The organism is uncultured Tateyamaria sp. (genome assembly GCF_947503045.1).
In the GTDB taxonomy this organism is placed as follows: Bacteria; Pseudomonadota; Alphaproteobacteria; order Rhodobacterales; family Rhodobacteraceae; genus Tateyamaria.
The window spans coordinates 191242-212620 of record NZ_CANNCF010000003.1; the positions used below are offsets into that span (position 1 = coordinate 191242).

Sequence of the window (21379 nt, forward strand, 5' to 3'; positions counted from 1 at the left end):
CGCGGGGGATTGAGTGGGGGCTTTGCCCCCGGCGCGTGCCGCGCCTCCCCAATGGTATTTTTGGTCAGAAGAAACTTACGGGCTGATTGCCGGAGTGAGGTAGATCAGGGTGGGGCCGTCTGCGGTGAAAGCGCCTTTCACGGCCTCTTGCATCTCGGTCAGCGTTTGCGGGGCAACTGCATTGGCTCCGAAGGCTTCGGCCAGTTTGCAGAAATCCGGATTGCGCGCGATCACGGCATTGGGCGCGATCTGGGCGGATACCATGGAAGCCTCGATCTCGCCCAGCTTGGCATTGTCCCACAGGATGATGGGGAGCGGCAGGCCCAGCTCAACCGCCACGCCCAGTTCGCCCATGGTGTAGTGAAAACCGTAATCCCCGATGATCGCCATGGTCGGCTTACCTTTACGCGCCACGGCGCCCCCAATGGCCGCAGGGGTCGCGTAGCCCAACGTGCCGAACCCCGTGGGGTGGTGCCAGTGCCCGGGGCGGTCCATGTCCCAGACCTCCTTGGCGGCGTACGCCAGTTGGGTCATGTCGGAATAGATCATGGTGTCGGGTGGGACGGCGTCGCGCAGGGCGTCGCAGATGGGGACAATGCCCGGGCGTTCGGCGTCGAGTTCTGCCCGCCAACGAGCACGATATCCGGCAACGATATCTGGCGACCATCCCGATTTGGGAGGTTTTGAGACGTTTTCCCTGTGCTTGGACAAGGCCACATCCAGCTTGACCATCACATCCAACGCCTCCTGTTGAAGACACCAATCAGACGGATGGGCGCGCGCCAACACTTCGGAATCGGTATTGATGTGATAGGCGCCGGGACGGTGACCGGCATTGTCGCGCCACGTATCGACCTGAGCCATATCCGTGCCCACAAATACAACACAATCGCTGGCATCAAGCACCGCTGCGCTATCGGGACGGGCCAGGGTGGAGCCAAATGACAATTCCCAATCCGACGGAACGATGCCGCGCCCCGCGTAGCTGGTAAAGGCCGCAGCATTACATTGACTGAGGACCGAACGGACCGAGCTGCCTTGCACGCCAAGCATCACGGCGCCGCCGCCGAACACAAAAAGCGGACGTTCCGAATGCAACAGCTTCATCGCCAACATATCGACCACATCCAACGGCGCAGTGGATGTGATCGCACCAGGCAGGCGGGTAACGGAAAACTTGCCGTCGCTTGGACCTGCGGTCTCGGGCCGCCATCGCTGAAATGGGCCTGCTCGCCCTTCCAGAACGGAAATCGGCACCTGAATGTGTTTGGTGCGCGCACGCTTGGTTTCGAACTCGATCAATGCGCGATCCACCAGCGCATAGGCGGCCTCTGCCGTGCGCGCCTCTTCTGACCAGTCACAGACTGTCTCTGCCGCGCCGCGCTGATCCTTCATCTGGTGCAGCTGACCACGCTTGGCCGCTGTCTCGTCCAGACAACTCGATATCACCAGTAACGGCACCGAATCCGAATAGGCCTGCCCCATCGGCGTCATGATGTTGCACAGCCCCGGCCCGGTGATCACATAAGCCACTCCCGGCTTGCCCGTTGCGCGCGCATAGCCATCAGCCATGAACCCCGCCCCCTGTTCGTGGCGCGCCAGCACATGGGTGATCCCGGCCTCTTCGATGCCGCGATACATTTCCTGATTGTGCACGCCCGGAATGCCAAAGATCACATCGACCCCGCGATCCTTGAGCATGTGCGAGATTTGGGCACCAAGGGGTCGTTCCATTCAGGCTCTCCAGAAACCAACGGTAAAGATCACGTAGACGGCCATCAGCTCCAACCGCCCGATCAGCATCGCGGCGGCCAGCAGCCATTTGGCCGTGTCGTTGAGCGTCGAAAAGTTGCCCGCAGGCCCGATCTGGTCGCCAAATCCGGGGCCCACATTGGCCAGCGCCGTGGCCGCGCCAGACAGCGACGTGACAAAATCGAGGCCCGTCATCGCCAGCGCCACCGACAACAGGCCCAGCGTGACGGTAAAGAACATCAGGAATGACATGACCGAGTTCAACACGTCCTCGCCCACCGGGCGGCCCGCATAGCGCGGGGTAAAGATGCCATGCGGGGTGCGCGTTTTTTGCAGCTGAGATTTGATCGAGGCAAACAGCAGCTGATAGCGGAACACCTTGATCGAGCAGGCGGTCGAACCCGCACAGCCCCCGATCAGCCCGGTGAAGAACAGGACCGCAATCGCGAAACTGCCCCATTGGCCGTAATCGGCATTGGCATAGCCCGTGCCCGTCATCAGCGACACCGAGTTGAACAGGGCAAAGCGCAGCGCTTCCTCGCCGCTCGCATTGGCATTGGTCAGGTTCCAGCCGGTGATCAGGGCCGCGATGATGAATGCGGTGACGAGAAAGACATGGATCTGCGTGTCTTGCAGCAACGGCCGGGCGGTGCCTGCGCTTAGCTGAACAAAGCGGACAAATGGCAAGGCCGCCATGATCATGAACAGGCAGGCCACGTAAGACACCGGCGCGTCGAAGGCGGCAAAAGAGGCATCGTAATTGGCAAAACCGCCCGTTGCGATGGTTGTCATGGCATGCACCACGGCATCAAACGGGCCCATGCCCGCGCTGATATACGCAAGCGCACAGATCAGCGACAGGCCCACATAGATGACCGAAATGCGGCTGGCGATTTCCGTGGCTCGAGGCAGGATTTTACCAAAGGTATCAAAGCCTTCGGTGCGGAAAATCTGCATGCCGCCCACCCGCAGTTCGGGCAGGAACACCATGGCCACAACAATGATCCCGATGCCACCGAGCCATTGCAGGATGCCCCGCCACAACAGCAGACCGCGCGGCAACGCCTCAAGCCCGGAAAACACGGTGGAGCCAGTGGTGGTCAGCCCCGACATCGCCTCGAAAAACGCATCGACAAAGCGGGCCTCGGTCGCGCCGAGATAAAACGGCAAGGCCCCAAAGACGGGCAAGGCCAGCCAGACCCCGGTGGTCAGCAAAAAGGTCTGCTGGATCGTCAGCCCTTCGCGCACGCTGTTGGAACAGCTCATCGCGATGGCGCTGCCCACAAGCAGGGTGACAACGCCGCTTTCGGCAAACACCGCCCAGTGGCCGTTGCCGTCCGCAAGGTCCATGACCATCGGCACCACCATCGCGGCGCCAAGCATCGCGACAAGCAAACCGATCACGTATCCAACAGGGCGCAGGTCAAACATCGCGCCCAGCGTTGAAGGGCTGCGGGCGGGGTGTCAAGCGGTGCAGCGGCGCAGAGAGCGGGGCCAAGCAAAAAGCCCAAGGGTTGCCCGGGCTTTTGCGCCTTGTTCAGATGTGCATCAGGTCGCGGAACACAAAGGCCGGAATGTCTTCGCGGCGCAGGTTCAGAGCGGCCAGTTCTTCATCGGATTTCGCGTTCAAAAACTCGACCTTGCGCAAACGCGCCTCAGCCGAGGACGACACGATCATCGCGCGGCCGACATTTGCAAAGAAGCCGGAGATGCCGGCCCAGATGCTGGAAAATGGGGTGGAAAGGGACTGTGTTACATAAGCCATCGGTTACCTCGTATGGGTTTGATTTCTCGTCCTCCCGATGGTTCAGACTTAGGATGCCGCAGCGCAGAATACCATTGCCAATCCTGCATAGCCGGGTTGCGGGCAGCGGGTAAGGTATTTGAATTGCAGTGAAATCAGAGGGCTGGATGTCAGCTATTGCCCTTGCTTGAACAGCAGGTCCTTGCCTTTCTGGTCATGCTGGGTCTTGCGCTTGTCAGCATGCAGGGCACGGCCTGCCTGCACGGCAGGACGTGCGCCCACCGCATCAAGCCAGCGCGCCAGATGCGGTTTGTCCTCAAGGCTTTGCTCTTGCCCTTCCCATAGGGAGGCCCAGGGCCAGATCGCCATGTCGGCGATGGAATAGGCGCCGGCCACGAACTCATGTTCCGCCAGTTGCCGGTCAAGAACACCGTATAGGCGCCCTGTCTCGCCCCGGTAGCGGTCTTTGGCATAGGGAATGTCGTGGCCCATTTGCGGCGCGTATTTCAGGAAATGGTGGGTCTGCCCGGCCATCGGCCCGACCCCTCCCATTTGCCACATCAGCCATTGATCAACCGCGATCCGCTCACGCTCGGTCGCGCCACAAAACTTGCCCGTTTTGCGCGCCAAATATTGCAGGATCGCCCCGGATTCAAAGATCGAGATCGGCGCGCCGTCCGGCCCGTCAGGGTCGACGATTGCGGGCATGCGGTTGTTCGGAGATATCTTGAGAAACTCGGGCTTGAACTGATCGCCGTTGCCAATGTCCACCAGATGTGTGGTGTAGGGCAGTTCGAATTCTTCAAGCGCGATAGAGGCTTTCCAGCCGTTTGGCGTGGGCCAGAAATACAGGTCGATCATCCGCTACTCCCCCGTGATGTACGGGGATCATGATGCGGGTTTCTCCGCCATGGGCAAGCTCAGCATGACGCGCGGGCGTGCAAACATGCGTGACCAGCGGGGGGCGGCGGCCTCGGGCAGCGTTTGCTGGATCTCGCGCAAGGTGACGACCTTGGGGGCGCGCAGCACATGGGCATAGAAGCGCAACACGCCAGGACGGGTATAGCCCGACCAGTGACACATGCGGCGGCGCGGCGATGCGATATGCCCGCCAAAGCGGGTCAGCGCGGCCAGCGTACGCGGGCAATCAAGCTGGATGTTGACCGCATTGGGCAACACAATGCCGTTGCCCAACGCCCAGTCGCCGCGCACGGGTGGTGCGATCAGACGCTCGAACATGAAATCGAACACATCGTTTTCCCGGCTGGTCACGTTGAAAAGCTCAGCACTCCGCCCCGCAAGGCTTTGCATCGCCGCAGTGGCGCGGCTGGCATAGCTGGCCCCTGACAGCGCAATGATGCGCTGCACCGCATTTGGGGGCAGATTGGTCAGCGCCTCAAAGATCACCTCGGACCCCATCGAATGGCTGATCACGTGAATGGGGCGGTTGGGCGCGCGGAGGCGCAGCAGCGCAATCACATCCGCCAGATGCCGCCCCGCCACCCGGGCCGCACGCTGCGCACGCCAAAGCGTACCCCGCGCGGGCCAGGCAAAAGCGATGGCCAACCCCTCGTCCACATCCCCGGTGCAAAAGCCCAGATGGCGCAGCCATTTCACATGACCCACCTTGTGGTGATGCGGTTCGGTGCCGAAAATCGAGGTGTGGGGTGAGTGGCTCGTGTCTGTGGGGTCGTATTTGCAGCCATGGATCAGAACCATCACCGGCCCGGTGCCTTTGGCGGCAGTGCGGATCGCAGGAATGGCCGCGGCCGGAGAGCCGTGAAGTGACAAGCCGTCGGGGCCTGCATTCAGTCTCAGGATGGGCATCAAAGCACCTCCTACCACATCTAGTGGGGCTGCTATGATCCAGACATACGACGCAGACATGAATTTAAAGTTTCAGGACCGTGACGGTGTTGACCTGCCCCCGATCTGCGCCTATTGGATGCGCCGTGGCGATTTGTTACCGGATTGCGGGCCACCCCGACGCTTTCACCCGAAGGTCAGGTCGGAAAACTCCGCTAAAAGGTCAGGATGAAAGCCCCCCTTTCGCTTGACCGCGCTTGGGGGTTTTTTGTGGCCTGACCCCGATTTCAGGCCCGCCGAAGTTGGAGCAACACACATGAGCGACACATGGAATCCGCGCACCCGCGCCGTGCATGGCGGCACCCGCCGCAGTCAGTACGGCGAGGTGAGCGAGGCGATCTTTCTCACCCAGGGCTTTGTCTATGACAGCGCCGAAGCCGCCGCCCAGCGCTTTGAATCCGCAGGCGAAGACGAGTTCATCTATGCCCGTTACGGCAATCCGACCGTGGCCATGTTCGAAGACCGCATTGCAATGCTCGAGGGGGCTGAGGACGGTTTTGCCACGGCCTCTGGCATGGCGGCCGTGTCCGGAGCGCTGACCTCGATGCTCAAGGCGGGCGACCGGGTTGTGTCATCGCGTGCGCTGTTTGGATCGTGCCTTTACGTGCTCGAGGACATCCTGACCCGCTACGGGGTCGAAGTGGAGTTCGTAGACGGCACCGATCTTGATCAGTGGCGCGCAGCGATCACACCGGGCACGCGGGCCGTCTTTTTCGAGGCACTTTCCAACCCGACGCTCGAAGTCGTTGATATTGCGGCCGTCTCCGCGCTTGCCCACGCGGTTGGTGCAACGGTTCTGGTCGACAATGTCTTTGCCACACCGGTGTTTTCGAACGCGATCGAGCAAGGCGCGGATGTGGTGATCTATTCGGCGACCAAGCATATTGACGGGCAAGGGCGCGCGCTGGGTGGGATCATCCTTGGCACGCGCGAATTCATCCGCAAAACGGTTGAGCCCTACATGAAGCACACAGGCGGTTCGATGTCGCCTTTCACGGCCTGGGTGATGCTCAAGGGTCTGGAAACACTGGATTTACGGGTGCGCGCGCAAGCCGCTTCGGCTCTTGCCATTGCCGACGCTTTGCAAGGACACGGCGCCTTGTCGCGCGTCATCTATCCGGGCCATCACAGCCATGCCCAGAACGCGCTGGTGCAGCGCCAGATGGAGGGCAACGGGGGTACGGTTCTGTCGCTCGACCTTGCGGGCGGACAGGCGGCGGCGTTCAAATTCCTCAACGCGCTGAGCATCCCGGTGATCTCGAACAATCTGGGGGACGCCAAGTCGATTCTGACCCACCCGGCCACCACCACGCACCAGCGCCTGCCGCAGGATCAAAAGGATCATCTTGGCATCACGCCGGGTCTTGTGCGCATGTCTGTCGGCCTCGAAGACGCTCAGGACCTGATTGGAGACATCCTGCAGGCCCTTGATCAGGCACAATAATGCAGGTTGGTCGCATTCGGGCGGCCAACTGCCAGAAATTGACGACACCCCCGCCTATTTGTCATCCATGTTGCATCCGCGCACGTATGCGTTAGCACTATTGGACAAGACGCCTGAACGGCTTACATGCTGTTCAACGCAAGACAGAAAGGGGGGCTACTTCTATGAACATTCATACGCCCGACATCACTGCAATACCCGAACGCGACGAAGCCGAAGCGGCACTGGATGTGCTGCGCCGCTGGGCGAAATCCGCCACAACCACCGAAATGCTTGAACTTGACCCTTCAGTCGCCCGCCTTGTGCCGGGCTCGGATGCAGTAGATTACCCCGCGTTCGAGCGTGATTACCCTTCTGATTTTGCCGTCAACGATCACTACAAGGCGACCCTGCCTGACCTGCAAAACGGTCCATCGAGTTTGATCCGCGGTGCCAACCAGCAGATCCAGCACGTGGGCATCTCGAATTTCCGCCTGCCTCTGCGCGTGCAAACCCGCGATGGCGACGCGCTGACACTGGAAACCTCCGTGACCGGCACGGTCAGCCTTGAGGCCGACAAGAAGGGCATCAACATGTCCCGGATCATGCGGTCGTTTTACAAATACGCCGAGGAAACCTTTAGTTTTGAGGTGATCGAGGCGGCGTTGGACGACTACAAATCCGATCTGGAGTCTTTTGATGCGCGCATCCAGATGCGCTTTTCCTTCCCGATGAAGGTGGACTCCTTGCGCTCGGGCCTGTCGGGCTATCAGTATTACGACATTGCGCTGGAACTGGTGGAACAGGCTGGCGTGCGCAAAAAGATCATGCATCTGGACTATGTCTACTCCTCAACCTGCCCCTGCTCGCTGGAGCTGTCAGAACACGCCCGCGCGACCCGTGGGCAATTGGCGACGCCGCATTCGCAGCGATCCGTCGCACGGATTTCGGTTGTGCTGGACGCAGAGGCGCAATGCCTGTGGTTCGAAGACCTGATCGAGGCTTGCCGTCGCGCCGTGCCAACCGAGACGCAGGTGATGGTCAAGCGTGAAGACGAACAGGCTTTTGCCGAGTTGAACGCGGCCAACCCGATCTTTGTCGAGGACGCGGCACGTCTGTTCTGTGAACAGTTGCTGGCGGATGTCCGTGTCGGCGATTTCCGCGTGGTGGCCAGCCATCAGGAAAGCCTGCACAGCCATGACGCGGTGTCCGTGCTGACCGAAGGCGTGACATTTGCCAATGACAGCATCGACCCGCGCATGTTCTCGACCCTGTTCCACGTCGGCTGATGTCGGGCGGAGGACACCTCGGCCTTACACACCCTTTTGCCCTGTAAGGCGTAGCTACTGCTGCGCCTCCGGCGGGTCGCCTTCTTCGATCAGATAGGATTGCAGCGCGTTGATTTGCCAGAATAAAAACCCAATCAGCGCAATGGGAAAGCCGAAGGTTTCGATCTTGACCCAGGCGTCCGTCGACATGGTGCGCCAGATAACCTCGTTGGCGACTGCGAGGCTCGCAAACATTGCACACAGCCGCCGGGTCAGGATCATCCAACCCTCATGGCGCATTGGCATCGCATCATTGAGCACATAAGCCAGCCAGCTTTGCCCGCGCAGCAACCCGATGCCCAAAAGCAGCGCAAATATGCCGTAGACAATCGATGTCTTCATCTTGAAGAACCGCTCGTCATTGAACCACGCTGTCAGCCCGCCAAAGAAGATCACCATGAAGGCGGTGAATATCTGCATACGCGACAGCTTGCCCGTCATCGCCCAGAGCACACCCATCGCCACCAGAAGGATTGGCACAAAGATCAGCGTAGCCACGATGAAACCGGAATAGTCGGTCCCGCCCCACGTATAGGTTTCGTCCCTGATCCGCAGGTAGATCAGGAAAAAGACGATCGGAGGCCCGAGTTCGAGAACCTGTTTCAGGATCGGGTTGATGTCGCGTGCTTCACTCATTCTCTGCCCTCGTTATCCGCCCATTTCCACGATCACCGCACCCAGCGCGATCAGCGCCATCAGGGCAATTCTGCGTGGTCCTACCGTTTCTTTCAGCACCAGCCAACCGATAATGGCCGCAAAGACAGTGGATGTTTCGCGCAGCACCGCCGCCTCACCGACCTTGTCGAGCCGCGTGGCCATCATGACCGAGCCAAAGCTGAAAAACGCCACCACCCCGCCGATCACACCGCGCAACGCCAGAGGCGGCAATGAGGGCGGGTTTTGCATACGCTTCCAGCGCATATAGGCAATGGGCGGCATGAAGAGACCGTCGATCATGAAAAACCACGCTAGAAACGTGAACGGGTTTTCCGTCGCGCGGATGCCGTAGGCGTCATAGGTCGTGTAAAGCGCCACAAACAGTCCCGTGACCACCGCCAGCCCAAGGGCCGCGTTCAGCGTGTCCCGCTCGGAGGTGAGGTAGAGCATGTTGTACAGCGCGAGCCCAAAGATGCCTGCCAACAGCACCGCAACCCCCAGCCACTGGGTGAGGGTAAAGACCTCTCCGAACAGGTAATAGGCCCCGATCACCGTAAACAGCGGCCCGGTGCCGCGCACCACGGGGTAGACAACCGTATAGGCCCCCTTGGTATAGGCCCAGGCCTGCAGCAGCTTGTAGATGGCGTGGATCACAAAGACGGTGGCAAAGATCGGCCACATATGCGCCTCGGGCCAGGGCACCACAAGCAGCGCAAAGGGGGCGGCCATCAGCCCGTAGGAGGCATCAATCGCCCCGCGCGTCAGCCACGGATCGTGTCGCCCCTTTTGCAACGCGCCGAACACTGCATGCAGAAAGGCCGCCAGCAGGGCAAGGACAAGGGCCATCCGATGGCCTGTTTCAGTCCCCTCGATGCTGATCAGCCAGTCCGTCATGGCATCCGGCGAGGGGGCTGTCTGCCCCCGCCCTTCGGGCCCCCCGAGGATTTTTTCAAAACAGAGAAGGTGGACCCTGTCACGCGATGTCGAGACCTGTGAGCGCGGCGGCGAAGTCTTCGGGATCAAAGGGTTGCAAATCATCGATCTGTTCACCCACCCCGATGGCGTGGATCGGCAGACCGAACTTGTCGGCCAAAGCAACCAATACGCCGCCCTTGGCTGTGCCATCGAGCTTGGTCATCACAAGGCCGGAGACATCCGAGACTTCCTGGAATACTTTGACCTGATTGAGTGCATTCTGCCCGGTCGTGGCATCCAGCACGAGAAGCGTGTTATGCGGCGCGCTTGGGTCTTTCTTGCGGATCACGCGCACGATCTTGGCCAGTTCCTCCATCAGATCGCCCCGGTTCTGCAGGCGGCCTGCGGTGTCGATCATGAGCAGATCCGCACCGGAATCCTGCGCCTTGGTCATCGCCTCAAAGGCGAGGCTGGCGGGGTCGGATCCTTCGGGGGCGGTCAGCACGGGCACCCCTGCCCGGTCACCCCAGACCTGCAATTGTTCGACGGCGGCTGCGCGGAAGGTGTCGCCTGCTGCGATTACGACGGATTTGCCGGCGGCGCGGAATTGGCTGGCAAGTTTGCCGATGGTCGTGGTCTTGCCCGACCCGTTCACACCCACCACCAGCACCACTTGCGGGGTCTGGGGGTAGAGCGGCAACGGCTTGGCCACGGGCTCCATGATCCGCGCGATTTCACCCGCCATGAGTTCCTTGATTTCCTGCACCGAGAGTTTGCGCCCCATACGCCCCTCGGCCATATTGGCGGTGACGCGCAGCGCCGTATCGACACCCATGTCGGCGGCGATCAGCAATTCCTCGAGCTGTTCGAGCATGTCGTCGTCCAGCGTGCGGCGGACGACCGTCTTGGCCTCGGTGCGCCCCATGAGGCGGCCCAGAAGGCCGGGTTTCTTTGAGGGCTCTGATGGGGTCGGTTCGGTCAGCGCGGCGGCTGCGGCGCGACGTTCGGCTTCTTTTGCTTCAGCTTCGGCGCGACGGGCGGCGGCCTCTTGGGCGACGCGTTCTTCTTCGGCGCGGCGAGCGGCTTCGGCCTGTTCGGCTTCGGCGCGGGCGCGTTCTTCCGCTGCCCGAGCCGCTTCGGCGGCGGCATTGGCCGCTTCTTCGGCGGCAACACGGGCCGCTTCTTCGGCGGCGGCGCGAGCTGCGGCGGCCTCTTCTTCGCTGGCCAGTGCTTCGGCGGCAGCAAGGGCGGCTTTGCGTTCTTCCTCTGCCGCCGCGGCTTCGGCACGGGCACGAGCCTCGGCGGCGGCTTGTTCGGCTGCGGCGCGTTGTGCCTCTTCGGTGGCGCGGGCGGCGTCCGCCTGACGGGCTGCTTCCGCCTGGCGGACCTCTTCTGCTAAACGGACCTCCTCAGCAGCGCGGGCTTCTTCGGCTAGACGGGCTGCGTCGGCAGAGCGCGCTTCTTCTGCGGCCCGCTCCTCCTCCGGATCAACCTGCGTAACCTCGACCTGCTCCTCGACGCCACCATCGTCGACAATCGCCTCAAGCCCCTCATCAATCTTGGAGGAGGATTTGAACAAGCGATCCTTGAGTTTCTTGAAAAATGCCACTCAATCACTCGCGAATACTGTGGGGACAAGCGTCGCCAAATTCATGCATATTTCACCATTGCGCTATGCCACAAGCTACCCACCTCTGGATGAAGTGCATCCTCTGTCTTTTTGTGAATATGAAGCCCAATGTGTTTTGGGTCGTCGTAAAAGAATGACCAAGGCACCGCTTTGTACACATCTTCGCATTGCGAACCAGTCCAATGATAAAAGGTATATTTTGGTCGAGCCTGACCAAAAACGCCATGACGACGAGCCAGTGAACGGAAAGCCTCATTCCCATATATTGTGATCCCCAGATCGGAAGGTGAGAAAGCAGTTCGCGTGAGCTTGTAAAATGCCGGTCGCACGACGCGTCGCTTGAATTCAAGCCAATCTGGAGTCAGATCATCCTGTTCCAGCAGCCTTTCATATTCCGCAATGATTGGATGCTTTGGAGGCAAATAAAAAACTGAAGCGCCGATCCCGACTTTGCTTTCGCGAGCGAAGTAGACTTGCGAAAGATCAAATTCGAAAGGCTGGAATAACAACACATCTGTATCCAGCCAAATTTTCTCTTCCCCTGCTTTTTGTAGAAACACGCGAAAAAAATCGCTGAACTGCACAGTTGGCAACCATGCGGCTTGAGCCTTCTTTGCAATTGGTACGAGACGTTTGACGAGACTGCGATCGAGAATTTCGTTACCGTCCCGAACAGTAATGCCCGTCGGAACGTTTGTCACATCGCCATAGGTAAAGAGAGTAACATCCATCCCAGATGCCGCCATAGAGCGCAAACACACTTGATCCACAAACCGCAGCGGGCCGTCAAACCACATACTCGCAATGTGTTGCACCACGCCGATCTCCACCAAGCAACAAACGTCGACGTACCAGAAGTCTTAGGAGTTGGAAACCGGCAAGCGCTATCACACCTCATCCGGGAAATGCTGCATCACCAGCTTGATCGGGTTGGGGGCCGCCTGCCCCAGTCCACAGATCGACGCATCCGTCATCGCGGTGCACAACTCGCCCAGCAGGCCCTTATCCCATGTGTCGGCCTGCATCAGCTTAACCGCTTTTTCACAACCCACGCGGCAAGGCGTGCATTGGCCACAGCTTTCATCCTCAAAGAACCGCAGCATGTTCAGGGCGGCATCCCGCGCCCGGTCCTGATCAGACAGGACCACAACCGCCGCCGAGCCGATGAAGGTGCCATGGGGCTGCAACGTGTCGAAATCGAGCGGGATGTCGTCCATTGTGGCGGGCAACAGGCCCGAGGACGGCCCGCCGGGTTGGTAGGCCTTGAAAACATGACCGTCGGCCATGCCGCCTGCCTCGGCGATGATGTCGGTGATGGTTGACCCCGCAGGCAAAAGGTACACCCCCGGCTTGGCCACGCGTCCCGAAACGGAGTAGCTGCGCAAGCCGGTGCGCCCATTCTTTTCCGTGGCGTTCAGCACCTCTGGCCCCTCGCGGCAGATCCGCGCGATCCAGTGCAGGGTTTCGACATTATGCACCAGCGTCGGCTGTCCAAAGATACCCACGGCCGCCACGTAAGGCGGGCGATGGCGGGGCATGCCGCGCTTGCCTTCGATGCTTTCGATCATCGCGGATTCTTCGCCACAGATATAGGCACCGGCCCCGCGGCGCAGGTCGATATAGCCCGGCGCGACGACGCCCGCGGCCTCCAGCGCCTTGATTTCGCGGGCCAGAATCTCCAGCACGGCGGGGTATTCGTCGCGCATGTAGATGAATGCGGTTTCAGCCTCGACCGCCCATGCGGCGATCAACATGCCTTCGAGAAACAGGTGAGGAACACGCTCCAAGTAGTAGCGATCCTTGAAGGTTCCGGGCTCGCCCTCGTCCCCGTTTACAGCCAGATAGCGTGGTCCTTCATTGCCGCGCACAAAGCCCCATTTGGTACCCGACGGAAATCCTGCACCACCCAGGCCGCGCAGGCCGCTTTCCTTGATCCGGGCTTGAACGTCCTGCCAGTCTCCGTTCGCACGCAGGGTGCGCAACGTCTCGTAACCACCTGATCCTATGTAGGTTTCAAAGGTCTCATACTCCGGCACATGGGCGTGCGTATCGCCTGCTGCAATCGCCGCTTGCACTTTTTCCGGGGTCGCGTTGTCGATATGGTTGTGCCCCAGTTCGAGCACCGGGGCCGTATCGCAGCGGCCCATGCAGGGCGCGCGCAAGACGCGGACCTCGGCGGGGTCAAGCCCGTCCTCAAGGGCCGATTTCAACGCTTGAGCTCCGGCCAGTTCGCAACTGAGCGAGTCGCACACGCGGATGGTCAACGCGGGCGGTGGGGCCTCACCCTCTTTGACCACATCGAAATGGGCGTAAAAGGTCGCGACTTCGTAGACCTCGGCCATGCTCATGCGCATTTCCTCTGCGAGCGCGCGCAGATGGGCTGCGCCGAGATGGCCGTGCGCATCCTGAATGAGGTGCAGGAATTCGATCAGCAGATCGGCGCGGCGCGGACGGTCTCCGAGCAGGGCGCGGACCTCGTCCCAGGCCTGATCCTCAAGCGCGCGGCCCTTGGGACGCACCCGGCCCCGGCCCTTGCCGGATTTCCAGACACCTTTGCCTTTTTCTGACTGATCCAGCGCCATGCCGCACTCCCTTGGCCCGATTTGCCCCGACTCTATCAGCGCCGTGCCCGTGCAATCAGCCCAAAAGCGACCGGTCGCGGCGTAAATACCGCGCCGATGCACCACACTGTGGCGCGCATGGGACACGGGGGGGACCTGCGGCATTGCGGTTAAGGCGTGCGCAGGCCTGCCGTGATAGGCTGCGCGCAACCAAATGTCGGAGTGATTCTGGTAGATGTTACGCTTGTTGCCCTTTGTTGTTGCAACGTTTTTGCCCGCTACGCTGTTGTTGGCGGCCTGCCTTTGGGGGGGCATCTCGGCGATCAGTGCTATTCTGGCAATCACCGTGCTGACCTTTGGTCTGGACAAGATCGGGCGGGTGGCACCGGTCAGCGATGCGGACGGGCATCGCCTGTCTGTCGCCCTTGGTCTTGTGCATTTCGTGGTTCTTGGGGGCGCTGTCTGGGCGATGAACGAAAGCCTGCCGCTGCTCGACAAGGTGCTGCTGTTAATTGGCTGCGGTCTTTACTTCGGGCAAATCTCGAACTCCAACGCGCATGAGTTGATCCACCGCTCGGACCGATGGGCGTTCCGGCTGGGCGCGGCGAATTATGCGAGCCTTCTGTTCGGGCATCACACCAGCGCGCACCGGCTGGTGCATCACGTGCATGCGGCCACGCCCAAGGATCCGGCCACCGCGCGGCGCGGCGAGGGATTCTGGGCATATCTGCCACGCACATGGGTGGGCAGTTTCCGCGCCGGTCTGCGGGCCGAACGACAGCGCCATGGCGGCGCGCGCTGGCCCGCCCCCTACCTTGCTTATGTGGGCGGCGCGATTGCGAGCCTTGCGGCTGCCTATGCCATTGGCGACACCGCAGGTTTGATCGGGCTGGTCGCCATCGCGATTTATGCGCAGATCCAGTTGATGCTGTCGGACTATGTCCAGCACTACGGGCTGGAACGGCGCGTGATGGGCGATGGGCGGCGCGAACCGATGGGGCCGCAGCATTCGTGGAACGCGCCGCATTGGTATTCCTCGGCGATGATGCTGAATGCGCCGCGCCACTCGGCGCACCATACTCGCCCCGCAAAGGCCTTTCCCCAGCTTGAACTGGATGCACAGACCATGCCGATGCTGCCCCAGTCCCTGCCCGTCATGGCGGTGATCGCGCTGGTCCCGCCACTTTGGCGGCGGCTGATGGATCGCCGGGTTGCAGCATGGCGCGGGCGTGCGGACCAGAGCGGCGACTTGATGCCGCAGACCAGTTGATCACGTCCTTGCGACTGGCTCTCGCCGCCAGGCTCTGCCAAGATGCGCCCATGCGTTATCTGTTGCCTGTGCTTGTCCTGTTCTCTCTTGCCACGCCCGTTGTGGCCGACCCGATGTCAGCGGCTGAATTTGAGGCCTATGTGACCGGAAAGACCCTTTACTATGGTCAGTCTGGCGCGCCTTATGGTGCTGAAATATATCACGAAAACCGGCGTGTCACCTGGTCGTTCCTCGACGGGGAATGCAAGGAAGGGTACTGGTACGCCGAAGGCTCCAACATCTGCTTTGTCTACGAAGACCGTCCCGACCCGCAATGCTGGACATTCGAGCGCGGCGCAGGCGGATTGATCGCGAGTTTCGAGAACAACCCTGAAAGCGAGGCGCTCTACGAGGCGCAGGACGTGGGCGAAGAGATGATCTGCTACGGGCCCAAGATCGGCGTCTGAAACCGCGTCTTCCCCCGTAAGGCGTAGCTGCGCTGCGCCCTAGAACAGTGACCCCTGTTCGGGCGGTTTGGCCTTGGCTTTGCGCACGCTCTGCCCGCCCCCAAGCTTGAGCCGCCCATCGCTGAATTCGATCTCCAGTGCGGGTGCCGCCTCTGCCGCAGCCTTGGTTGTCACGATCTGACCCGCGCCACGCACCACCGCATAGCCCCGCGCCAGCGTCGCCTTGTAGCTGAGCGTTTCGCGCAACCTGTCCATTCCGTCCAGACGCTGGCGCAGCCGCTCGATCTGGCGGGTTCCGGTGGCTTGCAGGCGGGCACAGATCGTTTCGAACCGGACCTTGGCCTGATCGACGTCCTGCGCGAGCAGGCGGGGGGTAAAGCGGCTCACCCGCGCCTCCAATTGCTCGCGCCGCCGGGCTGCAATGCGGGACAAGGCCGGGGCGAGTCGGTCCGACATCGCTGTCAGGCGCTGGCGTTCAGTACGCATCTGGCGCGTAAGAACCGCCGGGCGCAGGCTGCCCGATACATCGGACAGGCGCACGCGACGGCGCTGCACACCCGCGATCAGGGCCGGGCCCAACCGGTCACCCAACACATCAAGTCGCTGGCGCGGCCCTTCGACCAACGCGTCTGGGCGTGGCAAGGCACGGGCCAGATCGCGCAGGCGCTGGCGGCGGGCCAACATCCCACCGCTCACGCTTGTCGACATCCGGGCCCCCGCCTGTTCCACCCAAGCGGCGAGTTCGTGGCGCACAGGCACCGCCATCTCGGCCGCCGCTGTCGGCGCGGGTGCGCGCTGGTCAGAGGCGAAATCGATCAGCGTCGTGTCCGTTTCGTGCCCAACCGCAGAAATCAGCGGAATGTCGGAGGCTGCCGCCGCACGGGCCACCGCCTCTTCGTTAAAGCCCCACAGATCCTCGACCGATCCACCGCCCCGGGCCACGATGATCAGATCGGGGCGCGGCATGCTGCCACCGGGGCTTAGCGCGTTGAACCCCGCAATTGCGCGGGCCACTTCGGGTGCGCAGGCCGCGCCTTGCACTGCCACCGGCCAGATCAGCACCTTGCGCGGAAACCGATCCCGCAGGCGGTGCAGGATGTCGCGGATCACTGCCCCTTGCAGCGAGGTGACCACCCCGATCACTTCGGGCAGATAGGGCAACGGCTTTTTGCGCGCCTCATCAAACAGCCCCTCGGCCGCCAGTGCCTTCTTGCGCTTTTCCAGCAGCGCCATCAGCGCGCCCTCGCCTGCAATCGCGATCCGCTGGGCGTTGAGCGAGAACTTGGACTGGAAGCCGGAAGCCGTCATGCGCCCTTCGGCCACCACCTCCATCCCTTCCTCGGGCATGGTGCCCAGATCGCTGACCTGCCCTTTCCACGTCATGCAGGACAGCACGTTGCGGTCGTCCTTGAGGTCGAAATAAAGATGCCCCGAGCGCGCCAGAACCACGCGCCCGACCTCGCCCTTGATGCGCACCCAGCCCAATTCGCCCTCGATCAGTTTCTTGACCCGGCCCGCAATTTCCGAGACCGAGAATTCGGGCGTGTTGGATCCGGGAACGGGGTCATCCAAAAGGTCCATGGGCTGTCCTTGTACGCGAGGTCCGCGCAGCTTAGAACGCGGGGCAACAAAGGCCAAGGAGTGCTAGCCCATGAACATCCTCATCCTCGGCGGCGGGGGTCGCGAACATGCCCTGGCCTGGGCCGTGTTGCAGAACCCAAAGTGTGACCGGCTGGTGGTGGCCCCGGGCAATGCGGGCATTGCGGCCATCGCCGATTGCGCGGCTCTCGACATCAATGATGGCGGCACGGTTGCGGGGTTTGTCGAGGAAGAGGCCATCGATTTCGTGATTGTCGGCCCCGAGGCCCCGCTGGCCGCCGGGGTGGCCGACCGTTTGCGCGATGCAGGCGTTTTGGTCTTTGGCCCCAGTCAGGCCGCGGCCCAGCTCGAAGCCTCCAAGGCCTTCACCAAGGAAATCTGCGACGCCGCCAACGCCCCCACCGCCGCTTATGGCCATTTCACCGATGCCGCAGCGGCCAAGGCCCATGTGAGCGCTGAAGGTGCGCCCATCGTGGTCAAGGCCGATGGTCTGGCCGCAGGCAAAGGCGTGATCATCGCCGAAACGGTTGAAGACGCGCATGCCGCCATCGATGACATGTTCGGCGGCGCCTTTGGCGGTGCGGGCGCCGAAGTGGTGATCGAAGAGTTCATGACCGGCGAAGAAGCCTCGTTCTTTGTGCTTTGCGACGGCAGTGACGTGCTGCCCATCGGTACAGCCCAAGATCACAAGCGCGTCGGCGAAGGCGACACCGGCCCCAACACCGGCGGCATGGGCGCTTACTCCCCCGCGCCCGTGCTGACGGATGCCATCGCCGAACGCGCGCTGGCCGAAATCATTCGCCCCACCATGGCCGAGATGGCGGCGCGCGGCATGCCCTATCAGGGGGTGCTTTATGCCGGGTTGATGATCGAGGATGGCGCACCGCGTCTGGTGGAATACAACGTCCGCTTTGGTGATCCGGAATGTCAGGTACTGATGATGCGCCTCGGTGCGCAGGCCTTTGATCTGATGCATGCCGCTGCCGAAGGGCGGCTGGCCGAGGCGCAGGTAAACTGGGCCGACGATCACGCGATGACGGTGGTGATGGCGGCCAATGGGTACCCCGATGCTTACGACAAGGGGGCTGTGATCGGCGGGCTCGACGCCCTGCCCGAGACCAGCAGCCAGATGGTGTTTCACGCAGGTACGACGTCAGTGAATGGCGCGGTTACCGCTTCTGGCGGGCGCGTTCTGAACGTCACAGCGCGCGGGGACACACTGCAAGACGCGGCCAAACAGGCCTATGCCATGGTCGATGCCATCGACTTCCCGGGCGGCTTTTGCAGACGTGACATCGGCTGGCGGGCGCTGGATCAGGACGGCTAGGGTATCGCGGCTGCGCTATGGCGAGCCTCGGTTTATGCCGCAATAAACCCTGGCGGAGCCTTCGATAGCTCGGCCTCAAGGAAGGATGCGTCGCGTCAGGAAATCGGCGCCTCCGTACACGCGACCGGATCATCGGTGATCTGCACGACCTCCTGCACCTCGCCCAGATCACTGGTCGAGGCCACAAAAAGCCGTGCATCGCGCAAAAACGGAACCCAGCAATGGCGCGCGCCGGGCAGGTCGTCGTCATAGTTAAAACACACCTGCCCCTCCTCTGCGCTGACCGTGCCATATGCGCAGGTGCCGTTGGCGCGGGCCCAGACAGTTCGGGTGCGCGACAGGAACTGTTCGGTCCCCACGGGCTGGCGGTTGGGGAATGTGGAAAAGGACGCGGTGCGCTGGTCCAGCAGATCAAGGAATTCGTCGGGTGTCAGACGCTCTTGCGCCATGACCGGCAGGGCAAAGAGACACAGCAGTGCCGCGCGTCGTGCTAGTTGCATGCCATCGCCTTGGCAAAGGCCGGACGGGTTGTATCGCGCCCCAACGTGGTGCTGGAAAACTGCGCCCCGTCCCATTTGATCGCCACCAGCTGCGACCAGTTGCCCGTGGCGAGGATCATCTCTGGCCCACGGCCGCAATCGCGGACACCACCGGCAATGTCGGCCTCGCCGATGCGGTGATTGGTAAGCCCGTCAAGGGCTGCGACCTGCACCAGAGCATCGCCGCGCACCTGCGCCACGCGCAGCACTTTGGCCAAATGGGGCCGGTCGATCCACATCACCTCGACAATGCCATCCCCGTCCAGATCAGCCGCCCCCAGCGGAGCAAACCATCGGTTCTGCTGGCCGATGAACGGGCCGGTGATGGCGCGCACGCCATCCGCCTGCGTATCGAGGATCAGGATGCGCGCACCCCGCCCCGGCTCGCTGTTGACCACCAAAACCTCGGGCAGCGGATCGTTGTCCAACGCGATGATGCGCGGCGCGACGTCTTCGAAAATGCCGCGCTCAAGGCGCATGACCAGCGATGGCGCACCGCCGGTATAGGCTGCATCGGCACCCGCGCCCCAATCGAGGGTCAGGTTGGCCCATTCCGGCGTGTCGCCAAGAATGTCGTGGCCATAGCGTTGTGCGGGGGGTGGATCGCCCAGAAAACAGGTCTGGGCGAGGATCGCGCCGTCGCCGGGCGTACAGGCATCGCGGGCCTGCGCACCGCTTGCCACCAGCGCCGTGGACGCCAGCCACAGGCCCAAGGCCAGCCGCGCGCCGCGGGCGCAACCGGGCCACATGCGCAACAGTCGACGCGGCGCCCTGCCCGGCATCCTCAGATCTGTTTTTCGGGCATCTGTACGACCAACCCGTCCAGTGCATCCGTCACTTTCAGCTGGCAGGTCAGGCGCGAGCGGGTCTCGTCCGGCTCGTAGGCGAAATCGAGCATATCGGTTTCCATATCGTCCTTGGCGGGCAGCTTTTCCACCCAGTCAGGGGCTATGTAGACATGGCAGGTCGAACAGGCACAGGCACCGCCGCAATCGGCTTCGATGCCGGGGATGTTGTTGTCTCGCGCGCCTTCCATGACCGTCAGGCCATTGGCCACGTCCACCACATGCTCGGTGCCGCCGTGTTCGATATAGGTAATCTTGGCCATCAAATGCGCCCCTTCGGTTTTGTCGCTCCGAAGGGTTTTAACGGTCCCTTTTTCGCCCCGCCAGCCCCTTTTGTGTCACACGTCTTTTCCCCTTGCGGCGTGGCGGGTTTGTTCTATCTTTGTTCACATGCGTGTCGCTCAAAATTCCAGCCCCTCATCACAAGGGACAGGCCCCCGATCCTGGCCGCGCCCGCCGTCCTGCCTGCGCGCCTGCGATCTGGACATGCCGCCCGTCAATGCGCGGGTGGCGGTGGCGGGCCTTGTGATCCTGCGCCAGCGCCCGGGCACCGCCAAAGGGGTCATTTTCGTCACGCTCGAGGATGAGACGGGCGTGGTCAACATCATCGTCTGGCGCCACATCTACGAACGGTTCCGCAGGGCGGTGGTGGCGGGGCGCATGTTGCGGGTGACCGGGCGGATGCAGCGCGCCCACAGCGTCACCCACGTGCTGGCCGAAGAGATCGAGGATATCTCGCCCCTGCTTGATCAGTTGCTGGCCGAGGACACAGGCCGCCAGATGGCCGCCGAGACGCGTACCGAAACATGGGACGGGCGCAAATAGCGGGGACTATGCAGATCGCCCGCCCCGCGCTATGCTTACAAAAAAGCCCAATCAGAGGCCCGAGCATGCGATCCATATCCCTAATCCCTGCCCTTGCGGCAGCGCTTCTTGTCACAGCCTGCGCTGAAAACGCGGTTGTCACCTCCTCCAACATTGACCCCGTGTCGCTGGCCACCTCGCCACCCGGCGCGGCCCCCGGCACCTGCTGGGGCAAGACGGTCAGCCCGGCGGTGGTCGAAACGGTCACCCGTAAGGTCCTGTTGCAGCCCGCCCAGATCAGCAGCGATGGTCGGGTCCAGGCGGCCCCGATTTACAAGGATGAAACCCACCAAGAGGTGGTCAGACCCCGCCGCGACACATGGTACGAAGTGCCCTGCGCCGCCGATCTGACACCCGAATTCGTCTCGTCCCTGCAACGCGCGCTCGCCGCGCGCGGCTATTACCGTGGCGCTGTCACGGGCGAGATCGACAATGCCACGCAAGCCGCCGTGCAACGCTATCAGCGTGACGAAGGGCTCGACAGCAAGACACTGTCCGTGGCCGCCGCCCGCAAGCTGGGTCTGATCGCAGTGGTCCAGCCAGCGGCAGGCTGACAGACCCCGATCCTCTCCAAACAAAAAAGGCGCCCCAAAGGGCGCCTTTTCGATTCTTT

The 21379-nt window shown here is 62.0% G+C and carries 21 protein-coding genes; 7 read left to right on the forward strand and 14 right to left on the reverse strand.

Features of this window, described 5'->3' with window-relative positions; all coding sequences use genetic code 11:
* Positions 1 to 75: 75 nt before the first annotated feature.
* The 5 genes from Q1A89_RS14695 to Q1A89_RS14715 form a co-directional block, all read right to left on the reverse strand.
* Complete coding sequence (locus Q1A89_RS14695; RefSeq protein WP_299729722.1) at positions 76 to 1734, reverse strand: thiamine pyrophosphate-binding protein; 1659 nt, start codon at positions 1732 to 1734, stop codon at positions 76 to 78.
* Positions 1735 to 3183 (reverse strand): TrkH family potassium uptake protein, encoded by a 1449-nt coding sequence (locus tag Q1A89_RS14700; RefSeq protein WP_299729726.1) that lies wholly within the window; start codon positions 3181 to 3183, stop codon positions 1735 to 1737.
* A 106-nt stretch (positions 3184 to 3289) separates the two neighbouring features.
* Entirely contained in the window at positions 3290 to 3517 is a 228-nt protein-coding gene (locus Q1A89_RS14705) for a hypothetical protein (RefSeq protein WP_299729729.1), read from the reverse strand.
* A 153-nt stretch (positions 3518 to 3670) separates the two neighbouring features.
* The gene (locus Q1A89_RS14710; protein WP_299729732.1) at positions 3671 to 4357 is read right to left on the reverse strand and encodes a glutathione S-transferase N-terminal domain-containing protein; all 687 of its coding nucleotides are present in this window, start codon (positions 4355 to 4357) and stop codon (positions 3671 to 3673) included.
* A 27-nt stretch (positions 4358 to 4384) separates the two neighbouring features.
* Positions 4385 to 5323, reverse strand: coding sequence for an alpha/beta hydrolase (locus tag Q1A89_RS14715; protein WP_299729734.1), 939 nt, complete (start codon positions 5321 to 5323; stop codon positions 4385 to 4387).
* 295 nt (positions 5324 to 5618) lie between these two features.
* On the opposite strand from Q1A89_RS14715, the gene metZ reads away from it, so the two are divergent.
* Complete coding sequence (metZ, locus tag Q1A89_RS14720) at positions 5619 to 6806, forward strand: O-succinylhomoserine sulfhydrylase (RefSeq protein ID WP_299729735.1); 1188 nt, start codon at positions 5619 to 5621, stop codon at positions 6804 to 6806.
* A gap of 164 nt (positions 6807 to 6970) precedes the next feature.
* Entirely contained in the window at positions 6971 to 8074 is a 1104-nt protein-coding gene (folE2, locus tag Q1A89_RS14725; RefSeq protein ID WP_299729738.1) for a GTP cyclohydrolase FolE2, read from the forward strand.
* Positions 8075 to 8128: 54 nt separating this feature from the next.
* On the opposite strand, the gene Q1A89_RS14730 is transcribed toward folE2, so the two are convergent.
* From Q1A89_RS14730 to Q1A89_RS14750, 5 genes are all read right to left on the reverse strand, one after another.
* Positions 8129 to 8749 (reverse strand): inner membrane-spanning protein YciB, encoded by a 621-nt coding sequence (locus Q1A89_RS14730; RefSeq protein WP_299729740.1) that lies wholly within the window; start codon positions 8747 to 8749, stop codon positions 8129 to 8131.
* Between the two features lie 12 nt (positions 8750 to 8761).
* On the reverse strand, positions 8762 to 9664 hold the full coding sequence (locus tag Q1A89_RS14735; protein ID WP_299729742.1) for an EamA family transporter: 903 nt from the start codon (positions 9662 to 9664) through the stop codon (positions 8762 to 8764).
* A 79-nt stretch (positions 9665 to 9743) separates the two neighbouring features.
* Positions 9744 to 11294: a signal recognition particle-docking protein FtsY gene (gene ftsY / locus Q1A89_RS14740; protein ID WP_299729744.1), complete on the reverse strand. Its 1551-nt coding sequence runs from the start codon at positions 11292 to 11294 to the stop codon at positions 9744 to 9746.
* A 41-nt stretch (positions 11295 to 11335) separates the two neighbouring features.
* Positions 11336 to 12148: a hypothetical protein gene (locus Q1A89_RS14745; RefSeq protein WP_299729747.1), complete on the reverse strand. Its 813-nt coding sequence runs from the start codon at positions 12146 to 12148 to the stop codon at positions 11336 to 11338.
* Between the two features lie 54 nt (positions 12149 to 12202).
* Entirely contained in the window at positions 12203 to 13897 is a 1695-nt protein-coding gene (locus Q1A89_RS14750; RefSeq protein WP_299729749.1) for an NAD(P)H-dependent oxidoreductase subunit E, read from the reverse strand.
* Positions 13898 to 14111: 214 nt separating this feature from the next.
* Between Q1A89_RS14750 and Q1A89_RS14755 the strand changes: the two genes are divergently transcribed.
* Together Q1A89_RS14755 and Q1A89_RS14760 are read left to right on the forward strand one after the other, a co-directional pair.
* Positions 14112 to 15146: an alkane 1-monooxygenase gene (locus tag Q1A89_RS14755; protein WP_366524497.1), complete on the forward strand. Its 1035-nt coding sequence runs from the start codon at positions 14112 to 14114 to the stop codon at positions 15144 to 15146.
* A 50-nt stretch (positions 15147 to 15196) separates the two neighbouring features.
* Positions 15197 to 15592, forward strand: coding sequence for a hypothetical protein (locus Q1A89_RS14760; protein ID WP_299729751.1), 396 nt, complete (start codon positions 15197 to 15199; stop codon positions 15590 to 15592).
* A 39-nt stretch (positions 15593 to 15631) separates the two neighbouring features.
* On the opposite strand, the gene xseA is transcribed toward Q1A89_RS14760, so the two are convergent.
* Complete coding sequence (xseA, locus tag Q1A89_RS14765) at positions 15632 to 17173, reverse strand: exodeoxyribonuclease VII large subunit (protein WP_299729753.1); 1542 nt, start codon at positions 17171 to 17173, stop codon at positions 15632 to 15634.
* 70 nt (positions 17174 to 17243) lie between these two features.
* On the opposite strand from xseA, the gene purD reads away from it, so the two are divergent.
* The gene (gene purD / locus Q1A89_RS14770) at positions 17244 to 18518 is read left to right on the forward strand and encodes a phosphoribosylamine--glycine ligase (RefSeq protein WP_299729756.1); all 1275 of its coding nucleotides are present in this window, start codon (positions 17244 to 17246) and stop codon (positions 18516 to 18518) included.
* A 95-nt stretch (positions 18519 to 18613) separates the two neighbouring features.
* On the opposite strand, the gene Q1A89_RS14775 is transcribed toward purD, so the two are convergent.
* The 3 genes from Q1A89_RS14775 to Q1A89_RS14785 are packed head-to-tail and all read right to left on the reverse strand — an operon-like array spanning position 18614 to position 20165.
* Positions 18614 to 19018, reverse strand: a complete 405-nt coding sequence (locus Q1A89_RS14775) for a hypothetical protein (protein ID WP_299729759.1) — start codon at positions 19016 to 19018, stop codon at positions 18614 to 18616.
* Complete coding sequence (locus Q1A89_RS14780) at positions 19009 to 19806, reverse strand: VCBS repeat-containing protein (protein ID WP_299729762.1); 798 nt, start codon at positions 19804 to 19806, stop codon at positions 19009 to 19011. Before Q1A89_RS14780 ends, Q1A89_RS14775 begins: the two co-directional genes overlap by 10 nt.
* Positions 19807 to 19841: 35 nt before the next feature.
* Positions 19842 to 20165, reverse strand: a complete 324-nt coding sequence (locus Q1A89_RS14785) for a 2Fe-2S iron-sulfur cluster-binding protein (protein ID WP_299729765.1) — start codon at positions 20163 to 20165, stop codon at positions 19842 to 19844.
* 127 nt (positions 20166 to 20292) lie between these two features.
* On the opposite strand from Q1A89_RS14785, the gene Q1A89_RS14790 reads away from it, so the two are divergent.
* Together Q1A89_RS14790 and Q1A89_RS14795 are read left to right on the forward strand one after the other, a co-directional pair.
* Positions 20293 to 20727, forward strand: coding sequence for an OB-fold nucleic acid binding domain-containing protein (locus Q1A89_RS14790; protein WP_299729767.1), 435 nt, complete (start codon positions 20293 to 20295; stop codon positions 20725 to 20727).
* A 65-nt stretch (positions 20728 to 20792) separates the two neighbouring features.
* A complete protein-coding gene (locus Q1A89_RS14795; RefSeq protein ID WP_299729769.1) occupies positions 20793 to 21320 on the forward strand; it encodes a peptidoglycan-binding domain-containing protein in 528 nt (175 codons plus the stop codon).
* Positions 21321 to 21379: the final 59 nt, after the last annotated feature.

Bases quoted from the DNA above. Each gene is read 5' to 3' on its own strand.
- Q1A89_RS14695 (WP_299729722.1), bottom strand. From the start codon at position 1,734: ATGGAACGACCCCTTGGTGCCCAAATCTCGCACATGCTCAAGGATCGC.
- Q1A89_RS14700 (WP_299729726.1), bottom strand. From the start codon at position 3,183: ATGTTTGACCTGCGCCCTGTTGGATACGTGATCGGTTTGCTTGTCGCG.
- Q1A89_RS14705 (WP_299729729.1), bottom strand. From the start codon at position 3,517: ATGGCTTATGTAACACAGTCCCTTTCCACCCCATTTTCCAGCATCTGG.
- Q1A89_RS14710 (WP_299729732.1), bottom strand. From the start codon at position 4,357: ATGATCGACCTGTATTTCTGGCCCACGCCAAACGGCTGGAAAGCCTCT.
- Q1A89_RS14715 (WP_299729734.1), bottom strand. From the start codon at position 5,323: ATGCCCATCCTGAGACTGAATGCAGGCCCCGACGGCTTGTCACTTCAC.
- metZ (WP_299729735.1), top strand. From the start codon at position 5,619: ATGAGCGACACATGGAATCCGCGCACCCGCGCCGTGCATGGCGGCACC.
- folE2 (WP_299729738.1), top strand. From the start codon at position 6,971: ATGAACATTCATACGCCCGACATCACTGCAATACCCGAACGCGACGAA.
- Q1A89_RS14730 (WP_299729740.1), bottom strand. From the start codon at position 8,749: ATGAGTGAAGCACGCGACATCAACCCGATCCTGAAACAGGTTCTCGAA.
- Q1A89_RS14735 (WP_299729742.1), bottom strand. From the start codon at position 9,664: ATGACGGACTGGCTGATCAGCATCGAGGGGACTGAAACAGGCCATCGG.
- Q1A89_RS14750 (WP_299729749.1), bottom strand. From the start codon at position 13,897: ATGGCGCTGGATCAGTCAGAAAAAGGCAAAGGTGTCTGGAAATCCGGC.
- Q1A89_RS14755 (WP_366524497.1), top strand. From the start codon at position 14,112: ATGTTACGCTTGTTGCCCTTTGTTGTTGCAACGTTTTTGCCCGCTACG.
- Q1A89_RS14760 (WP_299729751.1), top strand. From the start codon at position 15,197: ATGCGTTATCTGTTGCCTGTGCTTGTCCTGTTCTCTCTTGCCACGCCC.
- xseA (WP_299729753.1), bottom strand. From the start codon at position 17,173: ATGGACCTTTTGGATGACCCCGTTCCCGGATCCAACACGCCCGAATTC.
- purD (WP_299729756.1), top strand. From the start codon at position 17,244: ATGAACATCCTCATCCTCGGCGGCGGGGGTCGCGAACATGCCCTGGCC.
- Q1A89_RS14775 (WP_299729759.1), bottom strand. From the start codon at position 19,018: ATGCAACTAGCACGACGCGCGGCACTGCTGTGTCTCTTTGCCCTGCCG.
- Q1A89_RS14780 (WP_299729762.1), bottom strand. From the start codon at position 19,806: ATGTGGCCCGGTTGCGCCCGCGGCGCGCGGCTGGCCTTGGGCCTGTGG.
- Q1A89_RS14785 (WP_299729765.1), bottom strand. From the start codon at position 20,165: ATGGCCAAGATTACCTATATCGAACACGGCGGCACCGAGCATGTGGTG.
- Q1A89_RS14790 (WP_299729767.1), top strand. From the start codon at position 20,293: ATGCGTGTCGCTCAAAATTCCAGCCCCTCATCACAAGGGACAGGCCCC.
- Q1A89_RS14795 (WP_299729769.1), top strand. From the start codon at position 20,793: ATGCGATCCATATCCCTAATCCCTGCCCTTGCGGCAGCGCTTCTTGTC.